This is a genomic window from Xanthomonas bonasiae, assembly GCF_014836395.1.
GTDB classification, from domain to species: Bacteria; Pseudomonadota; Gammaproteobacteria; order Xanthomonadales; family Xanthomonadaceae; genus Xanthomonas_A; species Xanthomonas_A bonasiae.
On the sequence record NZ_JACSQX010000003.1, the window covers coordinates 18,845 to 34,026 of the forward strand.

A 15,182-nucleotide genomic window follows, 5' to 3' on the forward strand; every position below is an offset into this window, starting at 1 on the left:
CGCACTCCAGAACGTCCGGCCCGGCCATCCATGGCCGGGCGTTCGGGAACGCGCGAGCCAGTGGCTCGCAAGCGCGTCGCCGCACTCGCATCTTTCCCATGCCATCCATGGCGCAACGGATCGGCTCCGGACAACCCGGCCTGGCCATCCATGGCCAGGCGTTCGGCGCAACGCGCGCCAGTGGCACTCCATGATCGGCAGAACGCTGCCATCCATGGCGTAACACTCGCACTCCAGAACGTCCGGCCCGGCCATCCATGGCCGGGCGTTCGGGAACGCGCGAGCCAGTGGCTCGCAAGCGCGTTCCCTCACCCCTTCACGCTACCCAGCAGCAAGCCCTGGATGTAGTAGCGCTGCAGCGCCAGGAACAGCGCCAGCACCGGGATCACCGTCACCACCGCGCCGGCCATCATCATCTCCACGTCCATGATGTGTTCGCGCGAAAGCGCCGCCAGCGCCACCGGCAGGGTGTAGTGCTCCTGGTCGGTCAGCACGATCAGCGGCCACATGAAGTCGTTCCACGCGGCCATGAAGGTGAAGATGGTCAGCGTCACCAGCACCGGCTTGAGCATCGGCAGCACGATCTGGAAGAAGATGCGCAGCTCGCCGGCGCCGTCGATGCGCGCGGCCTCCAGCAACTCGTCCGGGATCGAGCGCGCGTACTGGCGCACCAGGAAGATGCCGAACACCGTCGCCAGCGCCGGCACCACCACCCCGCCGAAGTTGTTGACCAGGTGCAACTGCTTCATCAGCAGGAACAGCGGCAGCATCGCCACCTGCGCCGGGATCACCAGCGCCGCCAGCAGGATCTGGAAGATCCGCTCCTTGCCGACGAAGCGCAGCTTGGCGAAGGCGTAGCCGGCCATGGTGTTGATCAGCAGCGAGCCGAAGGTGATGGCGCACGACACCAGCAGGCTGTTGGCGAAGTTGCGCGCCATGCCGGTCCGCGAGAACAGCTCGCCGTAGTTGGCCAGGGTCGGGCCGGTCGGCAGCATCGGCGGCGGGAAGCGGCTCGCCTGCCCCGCCGGCATGAACGACACCGACACCATCCACAGCAGCGGCGCCAGGCTGATCAGCGCCAGCACCAGCAGCCCGCCGTTGACCAGCAGCGTGTTCCAGCGCGACGCGCCGATTTCGCGGCTCATACCAGGTCCTTCTTGCGGCCGAAGCGCAGCATCACGGAGGTCACTCCCAGGATGATCAGGAACAGCAGGAACGCCACCGCCGACGCGCGGCCGAGGTTCCACCACTTGAAGCCTTCCTCGAACATGAAGTACAGCACGCTGACCGTGCTTTGCAGCGGGTCGCCGCGGGTCATCACGTAGGGTTCGGCGAACAGCTGGAAATAGCCGGACACGGTGATCACTCCGACCACCAGCAGCACCGGACCCAGCATCGGCAGGGTGATGTGCAGGAACTGCCGCCACTTCGACGCGCCGTCGATGCGCGCAGCCTCGTACAGGTCCTGCGGGATGCCCTGCAGGCCGGCGAGGAAGATCACCATGTTGTAGCCGAAGTTCTTCCACACCGCGAACAGCATGATCGTCGGCATCGCCCAGTGCGGGTCGCCGAGCCAGTCGATCGGGCCGATGCCCAGATGGCTCAGGCCGTAGTTGACCAGGCCGTAGCTGGTGTGGAACAGGTAGCGCCAGATCACCGCCACCGCCACCAGCGTGGTCACCACCGGCGCGAACAGCGCGGTGCGGAACAGCGGCTTGAACCGCGCCACCGGCGCATTGAGCAGCAGCGCCGCGCCCAGCGAGGCGCCGATCGACAGCGGCACGCCGACGATGACGAAGTAGGTGGTGTTCCACAGCGACTTCCAGAACATCTGCGTCTGCAGCAACTCGATGTAGTTGCCGAAGCCGACGAAGCGCAGGTGGTTGCTGTCGGCCAGCGCGTACAGGTCGAAGTCGGTGACGCTCAGCGCCAGCGCCGACAGCACCGGCAGGCCGAAGAACACGCCGATCACGATCAGCGCCGGCCCGGCGAACAGCCAGCCGGCCAGGGAACCGCGCTTCATGGCGCCGCTCCCGCAGCCGCTGCGGCCGCTGCCTGCGGATGCTGCTGCTGGTAGATCCAGCGCCGCTTCTCCAGGATTTCGTCCACGCGCTTGTCCAGGTCCTGCACCGCCTTCTCCTGGCTTTCGCCGCCGCGCACCACGCGCTCGGTGACCAGCCGCATTTCCTGCACGATGCGCTCCCACTCCAGCACCTTCGGCGCCGGCTTGACCCGCTCGAGCTGGTCGCGGAACGCGTGCGCCAACGGATCGTTGGCCAGCGACGGGTACTCCCAGGTGCTGCGCCGCGGCGGCATGTCGCCGATCAGCGCATGGAACCGCGCCTGGGTCTGCGGCCGCGACAGGAACTCGATCAGCTTCCACGCCGCGTCCTTCTGCTCCGACTTGCGGAAGATCACCAGGCTGGTGCCGCCGGCGATGCCGGCGCCCGGGCCGCTCGGGCCCGGCAGCGGCATGGTGCCCCACTGCCCTTTCAGCGCCGCCGGCTCCAGCTTGCGGAACTCGCGGATATTCCACGGCCCGGAGATGTAGAACGCGTAGAAGCCGTTGAAGAATTCGTCCCACACGTTGGAGATCTGGGTCTCGGACATCTTCGGCGCCCAGCCCTGTTCGAACATGTTGGCGTAGAAGCCCAGCGCCTTGCGGAAACCGGGGCTGCGGAAATTGCCGTAGTTGTTGTGGTCGCGCAGCAGCGGATCGTCCAGCTGCAGGCCCAGCGACAGCTGCTGCTCGAATTCGTTGATCGGCATCAGGATCGCGTAACGCTTAGGCCCCACGTGCTTCTTCACCGCGGCCATGGCCTGTTCCCACTCGGCCCAGGTCTGCGGCAGTTTTTCCACGCCCGCATCCTTCAGCATGTCCTTGCGGTAGAACAGCAGGCGCGTGTCCACGTACCACGGCACCCCGTACAGCTGCCCGTCGATGACGCTGGTGTCCCAGATGCCGGCGAAGTAGTCCTTCGGATCGACCACCTTGGAGGTGTCCACGTAGGGCTGCAGCGGCTGCAGCGTGTCCAGCGCGGCGAATTCGGGGATCCAGGTGTTGCCGAGCTGGCACACGTCCGGCAACCCGTCGGCGGCGAACGCGGTCAGCAGCTTTTCGTGCGCGGCGGTCCACGGGATGTTCTGGATGTCCACGTGGATGCCGGGATTCTCCTTCTCGAACTCCGGGATCAGCTCGGCCACCACCTCGGCCTCGCGGCCCATCGCCCAGAACCGCACCACCTCGCCCTGCGGCGCGCGCGCGCAACCGCACACGGCCAGCACCAGCATGCCCAGCGTCACGTACCGGCGCATCGTCCGCAAGCCGCTCATTGCGGATTCTGCGGCTGGCGCTGCGCGGGATTGGGCTGCGCTTCGGCGGACGCGGCGCGCGACTCGGCGATGCCCAGCGCCCGGGCCGTGGCCGCCTGCTCGTCCTTCTTCGGCAACGGCTGGGTCTCGCCCTCCGGGGTCAGCCAGCCGCCGCTGAAGCCGGCGCGCTCCAGGCCGGTCCGCAGGTACTTGTTCTTCTTCATCACGTTCCAGACGAACTCGTTGCGGTAGTTGGCGATCATGGTGACGATCGCGCCCTGGTCGATGCCGATGTAATCGCCGGCGACCCAGCCGCGGTTGGGCAGCATGCGCCCGGTCTTGAGCGGGATATCGTAGTTGAAGCTGGGATTGAACGAATCCAGGAAGCCGTAGCTGGAATAGATGTAGTCGCCGAAGCGCTTGTGCATCTCCTGGGTCGCCGGGATCACCACTTCCGGCGCGAACACGATCGAGGACACCGCCGCGGTCGGCGCGATGGTGCCGTCGTCGAAGGCTTCGAACAATCCGGCGCCGCGGGTGCGGTAGTGGAAGAACTGGCGCTGTTCGCCGCGGTAGTCCTGGGTGGTGTTCTGCGGGCCGTCGCTGGCGGTCAGGCCCCACACGTTCTCGCCGTACTCCTTCCACTTCATCGGGTTGTCGATGGCGTACTCGCGCTGGGCGAGCGTGGCGCGGCGGCTGTTGAGGAAGTAGTCGATGCCGTGCTCGCGCATGTACTGGTCCTGGATGTCGCGGAAGTCGATCCAGACGTGGTTGTACTGGTGCGCGAACAACGGCCCGAACGCCAGGTATTCCTGGCCGTAGTACACGCCCCAGTCCTTGTTGTAGGTGCGGGTCCACTCCAGCCACGCATCGGGTTCCACCGGATGGGTCGGCGAGCCGAGCGCCAGCAGGTAGACCATCATGCCTTCGTTGTAGCCCATCCAGTCGTGCTGGATGAAGCCGCGCTCGGGGTACCAGCCCATCGTGATCAGCGGCGTGCGCTGCTGCATCCACTTCCAGTCCACGCGGCGGTACAGCGTGTCGGCGATCTGGCGGATCTCCTTCTCGTCGGCGCTGTCGCCTTCGTAGTAGGACTGCGCGAACAGCACGCCCATCATCAGCAGCGCGGTGTCCACGCTCGACAGCTCCACCCACTGGTCGTAGCGCAGGCCTTTCTGCATGTCCAGGAAGTGGTAGTAGAAGCCCTTGTAGCCGGCGCGGCCGGTGCGCTGCGGACCGACCGGCACGTCGCGCAGGAAGCGCAGCGTGGTCAGGGTGCGTTGCACCGCCTGCTCGCGGCTGATCCAGCCGTTCTCGTAACCGATCGGATAGACGGTGAGCGCAAACCCGATCGAGGCGATGCTGGCGAACGGGCGCGACGGGTAGCGGTCGACCGCCAGGCCGTTCTGCTCGTTGGTGGTGTCCCAGAAGAACTGGAAGGTGCGCCGTTCGATGTCGTCGAACAGCGGCGGCAACTCGGGTTTGACCAGCTTGGGGGGAAGTTCCGCTTCGATCAGGATCACTTTTACCGGCTTCTTGTCCGCTACGGAGGGCTCCTCGGTTTTCTTGCAGGATGCCAGCAGCGCTGCCGCCGCCAGCAGCAGGACCAATGGTGAGCGTGCGACGCTGCCCAGTTTCATGCCTTCGACACCCCTGTGAAATCGTTTACATGCATGTGCGAAATTATCCTACTTCCCGCCTCGCCGCGACCACCCTAAACGTTCCGGGGTGGCCGCGGCAAAGCCTTTACCAATCCAGGCCCAGCGACAGCTTCGCGGTACGGGTCGCGTACTGGTCGTAGCCGGTATAGGTCCCGCTGTCCCAATCGACGCTGTACGAGTCGTAGTTCTTCCAGTTGAAGACGTTCAGCACATCCAGGCGCATCTTCAGCTTGACGTTGGACCCGGTGTCCCACACCTTCTGCGCCGCCAGGTCCAGCTGCTTGATGCCCAGCGTGGTGTCGGGATGGAACTGGCGGATGCGGCACTGCCCGTCCGACGGGCAATAGGTGGTGTAGTAGTACTCCGGCGTGGACAGCGTCAGCTTGCCGGAGAACGTGGTGTCCCAGGGACCGTCGGCGACGCCGCTGATCACCAGGCGGTGCCGCGCCACGCCGCCGGAGGTGAACCAGCCGTAGTCGGCGATCGTCGGGTAGTCCAGCGCGTAGTTCTGCCCGAACTCACGGTTCTCCTTGGCGTTGCTGTAGGTGTAGGCGAAGTTCACGCTCCACGGCGACTCGGACGTGTACGGCTTCTCCAGACTCAGCAGCAGCGAGTTGTTGCGCGTCTCCAGGCCATTGGTGCCCAGGATCAGCGACCCGTAGCCGGGCACGCCGTAGTCCCACGGCGGACCGGAGATGGTGCCTGCCTCGAAGAAGCTGCCATCCGGCCGGCGGTTGCCCAGCAGGAACACGAAACCGTCCTTTGAGACGACACGCTGCAGCGTTACCGAACTGTTCCATCCGTAGCCCAGCATCTGGAACGTATCGCGGATGCCGATGCTGAACTGGTCCGAATACGGCACCTTCAGATTGTTGGACAGCAGATCGACCTCGCGCCCAGTCGCCGAGTTGCTCGCCACCAGCCCGTCTAGCGTGGACTGCTGCAGCAGCGAATCGTCCCATTCCAGGCAGTTGCCGCTGCCCACCGTGCACGGATGCGCGGCGGTGTTGACCGAATAGCCGTAGCTGCCGTAGGTGGCCTTGGTCTGCTCCAGCGCCAGGTAGTCGAACAGGTTGCGGTCGTAGGAGCGCCCGGCGCCGCCGAACAGCACGTGTTTCTGGTCGCCGGTCAGGTCGTAGGAGAAGCCCAGGCGCGGCTGCCAGGCATCCTTGAACGCATGCCGGTTGCTGCCGTCGCTGATGTAGTTGGAGATGTCGATCCCGCCCAGTGCCAGCGTCTGCGCATAGGTCTGGCCAGTCGGCCCGTTCGGATCCTGGCTGTAGATGGCCGCCACCACGTCCGGATCGGTCACATAGTTCAGGTAGCTCGGCGTCTTTTCGTAGTCCCAGCGCAGGCCCAGGTTCAGGGTCAGCCGGTCGTTGACCTCCCAGTCGTCCTGGAAATAGAGGCCGAACTGCTTGTTCTTGGACGTCAGCGTGCCCTGGCTGGTGCCGGTGAGGCCGGAGGCGAAGCTGATGTAGTACGGCACCGAGGTGCTGTCGTTGATGTCGTAGTAGTACTGCGGGTTGTACGGCTGCTGCTCGAGCGTGTTCAGCTCGACCTGCTTGTACTTCACGCCCATCTTGAGGGTGTGGCCCTCCCAGCCGGAGAAGGTCAGGTCGTCCTGGAAGGAGTGGCCCGTCTGTCCCTTGTGCTGGTAGCCGCCCGAACCGGCGCCGGTGGCCAGGATCACATTGCCGGTATTGCCGGTACCGTCAGTCAGCACATAACCGTCGCCGAAGTTCTTCGGTTCCTGCGACCAGAACGCCTTCTCGTAGGTCAGGTGCGCGTCGTTGAGCCAGTCGCCCATGGTCAACTGCCAGCGCAGGTCCACCCGGGTTTCGTCCACCTTGGTATTGGTCGCGTATGACTCGGTGTTCTGCGCGCCGATGTTGCTGAGGTTGGTTTCCTCGCGACGCTTGGCGGTCAGCTCCAGCAGGTTATTGTCATCGATCGCCCAGTCGATCTTGCCGAAGTACAGGTCCTCGTGGAACGGCACGGTGCTGTTGCGCACCGCCGACTGCACCGACGCGGGCAGTTCGGACACGGTGTAGCCCTGGCCCGGATACACATCCTGCGGGGCGGAGTAGTCCTTGCCCTCGTAGGTCACGAAGAAATGCGCCACGTCCTTGACGATCGGGCCGCCGAACGAAAAGCCGTACTGCTCGTCCTTGGAACGGTCCTTGCTGCCCTGCTCCTTCTCGCTCTCGCGGGCCGCGCGCCAATCGGAATTACTGTAGTCCCAGAAGAAGCTGCCGTGGAAATCGTTGCCGCCGGACTTGGTCACCGCCGACACCGCCGCGCTGCTGAGCTGGTCGTACTCGGCCTTGTAGTTGGAGGTGATGACCTTGTATTCGCCGATCGCCAGCTGCGGGAACGGATTGCCGCGGCTGGAGTCCTGCCCGGTGATGCCCCCCTTCAAAACGTAGTTCTTCTGGCCGACGCCGTCGATGAACACGTTGATGTTGTTCGCGCTCTGCGCACCGGACTGCAGCTTGGTCGAACCGTCGCTGGGGCTGGTCTCGAACACCATGCCTGGCACGGTGTCGGCAAACGCCAGGAAATTGCGCGAGCTCTGCGGCAAGGCCTCGATCTGGCGCGTGGTGACGTAGGTGGCGACTTCCGAGGTCTTGGTCTCCACCGCCAGCGGCGCGGTGACCTGCACCGTGTCCAGGGTCGTGGCATTGCCGCCGGCGCTGGCGCCGGCAGCGCCGACACCGAGATTCAGCGTCGCCGCCTGACCGACCTGCACGGTGATGGTCTGGCTGCTGGTGCTGCCGCCCGACTCCACGTCGACGCGGTAGGTACCGGGCGGCAGGCCCGCCACCGAATAACTGCCCGACGCGCTGGTCTGCACGCTGCGGCTGAAGCCGGTCGCGACGTTGGTCGCGGTCACTTTCGCGCTGCCGGCAGGGGCCGAATCGGCCGTCACCTGGCCACGGATGGTCGCAGCAGTGCTTTGCGCGAGTGCCGGCATTGTGACCAGAAGGACAGAGCTGGCGAGCGCGCAGGTCAACAGCTTACGCGCGGGTAGCATTTTACGAATGTTGCGTCGATTTGCCATTTCTAAGACCCTCCCGGGTTCCGTTTTTTGAGTTTTTGCGTGGACATGGATTTTTAACTATCGCCAAAGCAGCCAAGACTGCCTAAAGATGAACTGGCGACCCAAAAACACCAAAGCGTCATTTATAAATAACCAACTCTCCACCCCAAAAAAGAACCAAGATTGACAACGCAAATAAGTGAGCGACTAGAAACCCGCCCCACACTTATTATCTACAGCCAAAAAATATAGTACATAGTAGAAAATACAAAATAATTCCTGCCACCCATAAAGATGGCAGGAAATTTTTACTCAGCTATTATAGTTGCAGGAACAGATGATTTCGACGCCCCAGCTGAGGTAACACCAGTAGCATTCAATGTGTAGGTCCCTGGAACAGCTATGAGCAGCCGGCACGTATAAGGCTGCGTAGTAGAGTAGTACCTACATTCACTGATATTTCCATCAACTTTTGGGGAAAGCTTAAACTCACCATACAACATCGTGGTGCTTGTCCCAAGCCCCACAGTCTCTGCTACAGGATGAAAATCATAAGGCGCCCCGACAATTATTGTCGTCCCTGCCGACGGGCTAACCAAATTGAACGCCTTCAGAGGAACGCACTCAATTGGCTTTCCATTATTATCATACCCACAAGTCTTCGATTGCGCAGCAAATGAAATGATGGAAAAACACACAACAAAAAACACCAATAAAAATCTTTGATTTTTCATAACGATCCTCATTGATACCAATATATTCCATACATAGATTCAGAAATAGAGTGAAGTTAATAACCTCACTCAACTTTTTCGCTACGGCGCCAACACAATCACCCACACACACCCAAACACGCTCCTGCAAACATCGCGGCTCCCAACCTGTCGGGAACCGCGACAACTGCACTTACCAATTCAAGCCGAACGACAGCTTGAACGTGCGCATCGGCGACGCCAACACGCCGTTCGCGGTGCCGTACGACGTGTTGAGGTCGTCGTAGGTCCCGGTGTCGGTGTTGTAGTCGGCGTAGTTGGTCCAGTTGAACAGGTTGATGACGTCGGCGCGCACGTTGAACTTGATGCCCGCGCCGGTATCCCATTCCTTGTTCGCCGCCAGGCTGAATTCCTTGTAGCCCAGCGTGGCATCCGGCTTGTACTGGATGATATAGCACTGGTCGTTGCCGGCCAGGCAGTTGGTGCCGTAACGCGGCGTCTGGCTGGCCAGCGACAGCTTGCCCGACAGGGTGATGGCGTACGGCAACTCGTAGATGCCGGTGACCACCAGGCGGTTCTTCGGGATGCCGCCGGCCTCACGCCAGCCGTAGCCGGCCATCGACGCCTGGTCCAGCGCGTAGTGCTCGCCGTACTGACGGTTTTCCTTGGCGTCGGAGAAGGTGTAGGCCACGGTCAGGCCCCAGCCCGACTCCTTGTCGTACGGCTTGTCCAGCTTCAGCGCCAGCTGGTTGTTGCGCGTTTCCAGGCCGTTGGTGCCCAGCACGATCGCGCTGTAGCCGCTCGGCGAATCGGTCGGCACGCCGGACGTGGTGCCGGGCAGGAAGAACGAACCGTCGGCACGACGGTTGCCGCGCAGGAACACGAAGCCGTCCTTGCTCACGATCCGGCTCAGGGTCACGTCGGTGTACCAGTCGTTGCCCCACAGATGCACCATGTTGCGCATGCCGAGGCTGAACTGGTCGGAATACGGCACCTTGATGTTGTTGTCGATCAGGTAGATCTCGCGACCGCCGCCGCCGGTGTTGCTCGACGCCAGCCCGTCCAGGCCGGCCTGGGTGGCGTAGCTTTCGTTCCAGGGCACGCACGGGTCGCCGAGGCAGGCGTTGTTGGCGCTACTGAAGTAATAGCTGTACGACTTGAAGCTGTTGTTGAGCTGCTCCAGCGCCAGGTAGTCGAAGATGTTGCGGTCGTAGGCACGGCCGGCGCCGCCGTAGATCACGTGCGCCTGGTCGCCGAACAGGTCGTAGGAGAAGCCCAGCCGCGGCTGCCAGGCGTCCTTGAACGCCTTGCGGTTGTGGCCGTTGCTGATGTAGTTGGAGATGTCGTAGTTGGCGTTGTCCAGGTTGCTCCAGTTCTGCAGCGCGCTGGCGACGTCGGCCGGGGTCACGAAGTCGAGGAACGAGGGGGTCTTCTCGTAGTCGTAGCGCACGCCCAGGTTGAGCGTCAGGTGCTCGTTGACTTCCCAGTCGTCCTGCAGATAGATGCCGTACTGCTTGTTCTTGGACACCACCGAACCGCCGCTGGTATCGCCCCAGCGCACCCGGTACGGCGTGTCGGTATCGGTCAGGATGTTGTAGTAGTACTGCGGATTGGCCGGATTGATCTGGGTCGAATCCAGCTCGATGTCCTTGTACTTGAAGCCCATCTTGACCGTGTGGCTGCCGTGCCAGTCCATGCTGTTCAAGGTCAGGTCGTCCTGCAGGGTCCAGCCTTCCTGCCCCTTGTTCTGGTAGCTGCTGCCGGCGCCGGCGGTGAGGATGGTGGTCTCGTTGCCGGCCTGCGGCACGTACGACAGCACGTAGCCGCTGCCGTTGGTCAGCGGATTCTGGGTCCAGTACGCGCTCTCGTAGCTCAGGTTCAAGTCGTTGAGGAACGCGGCGCCGGTGTACTGCCAGCGCAGGTTGGCGCGCTTCTCTTCCTGGCCGTTGCTGCTGCCGTGCTGGTAGGTGGTGGTCTCGCCGATGTCCGACAGCTCGTCTTCCTTGCGGTACTTGCCGCTCAGCTCGAACAGGCTGTTGTCGCCGATGGTCCAGTCGATCTTGCCGAAATACAGGTCTTCCTTGAACGGGGTGCTGTAGGTGGTGACCAGCGGCTGCAGTTCGCTCGGCAGCTGATCGACGCGGTCGGCATAGATGCCGCCCGGGATCACCGTATTGGGCGTGGTGTATTCCTTGGCCTCGTAGGCGATGAAGAAATGCGCCCGATCCTTCAAGATCGGGCCGCTGAACGTCGCCCCGTACTGGGTTTCGGAGAAATCGTCGCGCTTGCCGGCTTCGCGTTCCAGCGGACTCTCGGCGCGCCAGTCGTCGTTGGTGGTGTCCCAGAAGAAGCTGCCGTGGAAATCGTTGCCGCCGGACTTGGTCGAGGCGACGATCGCCGCGCTGCTGACCTGGTCGAACTCGGCCTTGTAGTTGGAGGTGATGACCTTGTACTCGCCGATCGCCGACTGCGGGAACGGATTGCCGCGGCTGGAGTCCTGGCCGCTGACGCCGCCGGTCAGCACGTAGTTCTTCTGGCTGATGCCGTCGATGTAGACGTTGGTGCCGTTGGCCGAGGTTGCGCCGGAGCGCACCGTGGTGTTGCCCTTGGCGTCGCGCTGGAACTGCACGCTCGGCACGCTGTCGGCCAGTTCGAGGAAGTTGCGCGTGGCCTGCGGCAGCTTCTCGATCTGCACGTTGGAGATGTAGGTGGCGTTCTCGGAGGTGCGGGTCTCCACCAGCACCGGCGGCGCGGTGACCTGTACCGCGTCGAGCGTGGTGGCGCCTTCGGCGCCGGCGCTGGCGGCCGGTGCGGCGGCGCCGAGGTTCAGCGTCGCGGTCTGGCCGACCTGCACGGTGACGTTCTGCGAGGTGGTCTGGCCATTGGCGGTCAGGTCGATGCGGTACGAACCCGGCGGCAGGCCGCCGACCGCATAGCTGCCGTTGTTGACCTGCACGGTGCGCGACAGACCGGTCGCCAGGTTGGTCGCGGTGACCTGCGCTTGCGCCGACGGCGCCGACTCCAGCGCGACCTGCCCACGGATCGTGGCGGCGGTGCTCTGCGCGAACGCCGGTGCGGCGCTCAGCAGCAGGCAGCTGGCCAGCGCACAGGTGAGAAGCTTGCGCGCAGGCCTAGCCGCGGTCTGATTACGTTGATGCATGAAAACCCTCCAGGTTGGTTCTTAGTTGTTGTAGCGACTGCGTAAACAAGGAAAAAAGTGCAGCAAGTGAAGCGTTGAAAACAGCATGGCGACAGCGGCGTCGGCGACGTTGCTCCTCCTATTTCTTCATGACGTTGCGACTGGAATCGCGCACGACGAGCAGCGGCGTCAGCGTCTGCCGCAGCCCCTCGTCGCTTCCCGGTTGATCGATCAACTGCAACAGGCGCCGCATCGCCTGCTCGCCGAGGCCGGCGATACTCACCTGCATGGTGGTGAGAGACGGGTGAACGAAGCGCGCCAGCGGGATGTCGTCGAAGCCGGCCAGCGCGATGTCGTCGGGCACGCGCACGCCGGCCTGGGCGAAGGCGTACAGGCAGCCGAGCGCGGTCATGTCGTTGGCGGCGAACACCGCATCGGGCAGCGTGCCCGACTGCAGCATCGCCTGCCCGGCACGATGGCCCGAGGCTTCGTCGAACTGTCCGGGAAACTCCTGGCCCTGCGCCTGGCCCGGATGCGCGGCGATCGCGTCGCGGAACCCGCGCAGGCGTTCGCGCGCATCGAAGTTCAGGTCCGGGCCGCCGACGAAGGCGATGCGGCGGTGGCCCATCGCCAGCAGGTGCTCGGTCATCGCCATCGCGCCGGCATGGTCGTCGATGCTCAGTACCGGATACTCGGCGCCGGGCAGATAGGTGTTGATCAGCACCGTCGGCAGCGCCTGCGGCAGGTTGTCGGTGAGAAAGCCGGGGCGCTCGGCGTACGGCGACAGCACCAGCAGGCCGTCCACGCGCCCGCGCATCGCGCGCAGCGCGCGGCCCTGCTCTTCCGGATCGCCGTGGTAGCTGGACACCAGCAGATGCTGGCGGCGCGCGCGCGCCGCGCCGTCGATGCCGCGGATCAACTCGGAGAAGAACTCGCCGTACAGGTCCGGCAGCACCACGCCCAGGGTCTGGGTGCGGCGGCTGCTGAGGCTGCGCGCGGCCGCATGCGGGCTGTAGCGCAGCCGCTCGGCCACTTCCAGCACCAGCTTGCGTACCGGCTCGGCGACGTTCTCGTGGCCGTTGAGCGCACGCGACACCGTGGCCACCGATACCCGGGCCTCGCGTGCGACATCTTTGATGGTGACCGCGCTCTTCGCCATCGTGCCGCCCTCCGCGACCGAGACATTGAGAAACTGGCGCGGACTGTAATCGTTTTCAGGACGAGGCAGAAGCCTTTTGTTATTTTTTCAATAAAAACGTTTCAATTCAAACACTTGACCCATCGCAAAATCGCCAAAATCATGACGCGCCGCAGCATAATAACGGCCTGGATCCCGCTTTTTTCGGCTGCCGCGGCATGCGCGCGGCACTGCGGACGGTCCGCCGCGAGGCCCTGCGCGACGGGTCAGGCGGCCTCGCGCGGCGCCTCGGCGCGGATCGACAGCGCGTGGATGTCGCTCTCCATCATCGTGCCGAGCGCGGCGTAGACCGCGCGGTGCCGGGCCAGCGGCGCCATGCCGGCGAAGGCGGCACTGACGATGCGCACATTGAAATGACCGCGCCCGTCGCGCGCCCCGGCGTGGCCGGCATGGCGGTGGCTGTCGTCCTCCACTTCCAGCGACTGCGGCGCGAACGCCGCCTGCAACGCGGCGCGGATGCGCGCGACCCGGCTCGCGGCCATCTCGCCCACGGCAGGCCCGCTCACGGCAAGGTCTTCCGGAACGGCCGCACCTCGACCCGCGTGTAGACGCCCGCAGCCACGTACGGATCGGCCTCGGCCCAGGCCCGGGCCTGCGCCAGCGAGTCGAACGCCGCCACCACCAGGCTGCCGCTGAACCCGGCCGGACCCGGGTCCTCGGCGTCGATCGCCGGGCACGGACCGGCCAGCAGCAGGCGGCCGGCCTCCTGCAGAGCTTCCAACCGGGCCAGGTGCGCCGGCCGTGCCGCCGCCCGCCGCGGCAGCGCATCGGCGCCGTCGTATCCCTCGATCACGTACCACATACCGCCACCCGCCTTTCGTTTCGCGTATGAACCCCGCACAATTCTAGCGCCACGGCGCTGGACACCGACCCGGCTGGCGCATTACCCTTGGTTCCATTGCACGCGGCCGGATGCAGCGGCCCGTCGGTGATTGGCTCCCCCAGCCCCTTCCGACGACCGATTCGCTGCCTGACACCGCCCGCGCAGACGTCCTCCTCAAGCTGTTCCGTCGCCGCGACTCGTGCGGCGTACGCCTTGTGTCCTGTTGAAGTGTGGATCGCGTTGCGGGGATGACGCGACGTGAACTGCAGTACTGCTGGCAAGGCCCCGAGCCGGATCGCCCCTGCCCGGCCCTTCGCTACCGCAACACCTGATGTACCTGACGTCCAACTGATGACCTCCGAACTCGCGCTCGACGCGAACCCGCCAATCCAGCAGACCGCGCCACAGCAGCAGGAAATGCCGCTGGCGGTGGTGCATGGGCAGCCGGTCCTGCAGATCCCGCAGGACCTGTACATCCCGCCGGATGCGCTGGAAGTCATCCTGGATGCGTTCGAAGGCCCGCTGGACCTGCTGCTGTACCTGATCCGCCGGCAGAACCTGGACATCCTGGACATCCCCGTCGCCGAGATCACCCGGCAGTACGTGGACTACATCAACGTGATGCAGGAGCTGCGCTTCGAACTGGCGGCCGAATACCTGGTGATGGCCGCGATCCTGGCCGAGATCAAGTCGCGGATGCTGCTGCCGCGGCCGCCGGCGCAGGAAGGCGAGGAAGCCGATCCGCGCGCCGAACTGGTCCGCCGCTTGCAGGAGTACGAACGTTTCAAGCAGGCCGCCGAGGACATCGACGCGCTGCCGCGGCAGGACCGCGACACCACGCCGGTGCAGGCGCATGTGCCCGACCGCGCCGCGGTGAAGCTGCCGCCGCCGGTGGAGCTGAAGGAGATGCTGCTGGCGCTGTACGACGTGCTCAAGCGCGCCGAGCTGTTCAGCGGCCACGCGATCAAGCGCGAGGCGCTGAGCGTGCGGCAGCGGATGGGCGATGTGCTGAGCCGCCTGGACGACGGCCGGTTCTACCGTTTCGAATCGCTGTTCAGCGCCGAGGAAGGCAAGCTGGGCGTGCTGGTCACCTTCCTGGCCTTGCTGGAACTGGCCAAGGAGCAGTTGCTGGACATCGTCCAGGAGCCGATGGACCAGGTCGTTCGCAACGGCGAACGGCTGCCGCTGGCGCCGATCTACGTCAAGTCGCTGGCGCTGGGCAACACCAACGAACCGCTGCAGTTCAACAGCGAGTTCGACGATACCGACGCCGCCAACGACCCTACCTGAGTT

Annotated in this window: 10 protein-coding genes; 1 reads left to right on the forward strand and 9 read right to left on the reverse strand. The window is 64.4% G+C overall.

Annotated features, from left to right (window positions below):
• Positions 1-308 precede the first annotated feature (308 nt).
• The 9 genes from H9658_RS05135 to H9658_RS05175 form a co-directional block, all read right to left on the reverse strand.
• A complete protein-coding gene (locus tag H9658_RS05135; RefSeq protein WP_191824603.1) occupies positions 309-1,145 on the reverse strand; it encodes a carbohydrate ABC transporter permease in 837 nt (278 codons plus the stop codon).
• On the reverse strand, positions 1,142-2,023 hold the full coding sequence (locus H9658_RS05140) for a carbohydrate ABC transporter permease (RefSeq protein WP_179563998.1): 882 nt from the start codon (positions 2,021-2,023) through the stop codon (positions 1,142-1,144). The genes H9658_RS05135 and H9658_RS05140 overlap by 4 nt, the downstream gene beginning before the upstream one ends.
• Positions 2,020-3,333 (reverse strand): sugar ABC transporter substrate-binding protein, encoded by a 1,314-nt coding sequence (locus tag H9658_RS05145; protein WP_406848104.1) that lies wholly within the window; start codon positions 3,331-3,333, stop codon positions 2,020-2,022. The genes H9658_RS05140 and H9658_RS05145 overlap by 4 nt, the downstream gene beginning before the upstream one ends.
• Positions 3,330-4,952, reverse strand: a complete 1,623-nt coding sequence (locus tag H9658_RS05150; protein WP_179563996.1) for a glucoamylase family protein — start codon at positions 4,950-4,952, stop codon at positions 3,330-3,332. Before H9658_RS05150 ends, H9658_RS05145 begins: the two co-directional genes overlap by 4 nt.
• 106 nt (positions 4,953-5,058) lie before the next feature.
• The gene (locus tag H9658_RS05155) at positions 5,059-8,010 is read right to left on the reverse strand and encodes a TonB-dependent receptor (protein WP_406848105.1); all 2,952 of its coding nucleotides are present in this window, start codon (positions 8,008-8,010) and stop codon (positions 5,059-5,061) included.
• A 912-nt stretch (positions 8,011-8,922) separates the two neighbouring features.
• Entirely contained in the window at positions 8,923-11,889 is a 2,967-nt protein-coding gene (locus H9658_RS05160) for a TonB-dependent receptor (protein ID WP_191824605.1), read from the reverse strand.
• Positions 11,890-12,007: 118 nt separating this feature from the next.
• Positions 12,008-13,027, reverse strand: coding sequence for a LacI family DNA-binding transcriptional regulator (locus tag H9658_RS05165; RefSeq protein WP_191824606.1), 1,020 nt, complete (start codon positions 13,025-13,027; stop codon positions 12,008-12,010).
• A 245-nt stretch (positions 13,028-13,272) separates the two neighbouring features.
• Positions 13,273-13,548: a BolA family protein gene (locus H9658_RS05170; protein WP_191824831.1), complete on the reverse strand. Its 276-nt coding sequence runs from the start codon at positions 13,546-13,548 to the stop codon at positions 13,273-13,275.
• 20 nt (positions 13,549-13,568) lie between these two features.
• Complete coding sequence (locus tag H9658_RS05175) at positions 13,569-13,868, reverse strand: YciI family protein (RefSeq protein WP_191824607.1); 300 nt, start codon at positions 13,866-13,868, stop codon at positions 13,569-13,571.
• A gap of 372 nt (positions 13,869-14,240) precedes the next feature.
• On the opposite strand from H9658_RS05175, the gene H9658_RS05180 reads away from it, so the two are divergent.
• Positions 14,241-15,179 carry a segregation and condensation protein A gene (locus H9658_RS05180; RefSeq protein WP_179563987.1) on the forward strand — a complete coding sequence of 313 codons (939 nt, stop codon included), beginning with the start codon at positions 14,241-14,243 and terminating at the stop codon, positions 15,177-15,179.
• Positions 15,180-15,182: the final 3 nt, after the last annotated feature.

What these genes read in the sequence shown, in the direction of transcription:
- H9658_RS05135 (WP_191824603.1), bottom strand. Translation starts at nt 1,145, where the DNA reads ATGAGCCGCGAAATCGGCGCGTCGCGCTGGAACACGCTGCTGGTCAAC.
- H9658_RS05140 (WP_179563998.1), bottom strand. Translation starts at nt 2,023, where the DNA reads ATGAAGCGCGGTTCCCTGGCCGGCTGGCTGTTCGCCGGGCCGGCGCTG.
- H9658_RS05145 (WP_406848104.1), bottom strand. Translation starts at nt 3,333, where the DNA reads ATGAGCGGCTTGCGGACGATGCGCCGGTACGTGACGCTGGGCATGCTG.
- H9658_RS05150 (WP_179563996.1), bottom strand. Translation starts at nt 4,952, where the DNA reads ATGAAACTGGGCAGCGTCGCACGCTCACCATTGGTCCTGCTGCTGGCG.
- H9658_RS05155 (WP_406848105.1), bottom strand. Translation starts at nt 8,010, where the DNA reads ATGCTACCCGCGCGTAAGCTGTTGACCTGCGCGCTCGCCAGCTCTGTC.
- H9658_RS05160 (WP_191824605.1), bottom strand. Translation starts at nt 11,889, where the DNA reads ATGCATCAACGTAATCAGACCGCGGCTAGGCCTGCGCGCAAGCTTCTC.
- H9658_RS05165 (WP_191824606.1), bottom strand. Translation starts at nt 13,027, where the DNA reads ATGGCGAAGAGCGCGGTCACCATCAAAGATGTCGCACGCGAGGCCCGG.
- H9658_RS05170 (WP_191824831.1), bottom strand. Translation starts at nt 13,548, where the DNA reads ATGGCCGCGAGCCGGGTCGCGCGCATCCGCGCCGCGTTGCAGGCGGCG.
- H9658_RS05175 (WP_191824607.1), bottom strand. Translation starts at nt 13,868, where the DNA reads ATGTGGTACGTGATCGAGGGATACGACGGCGCCGATGCGCTGCCGCGG.
- H9658_RS05180 (WP_179563987.1), top strand. Translation starts at nt 14,241, where the DNA reads ATGACCTCCGAACTCGCGCTCGACGCGAACCCGCCAATCCAGCAGACC.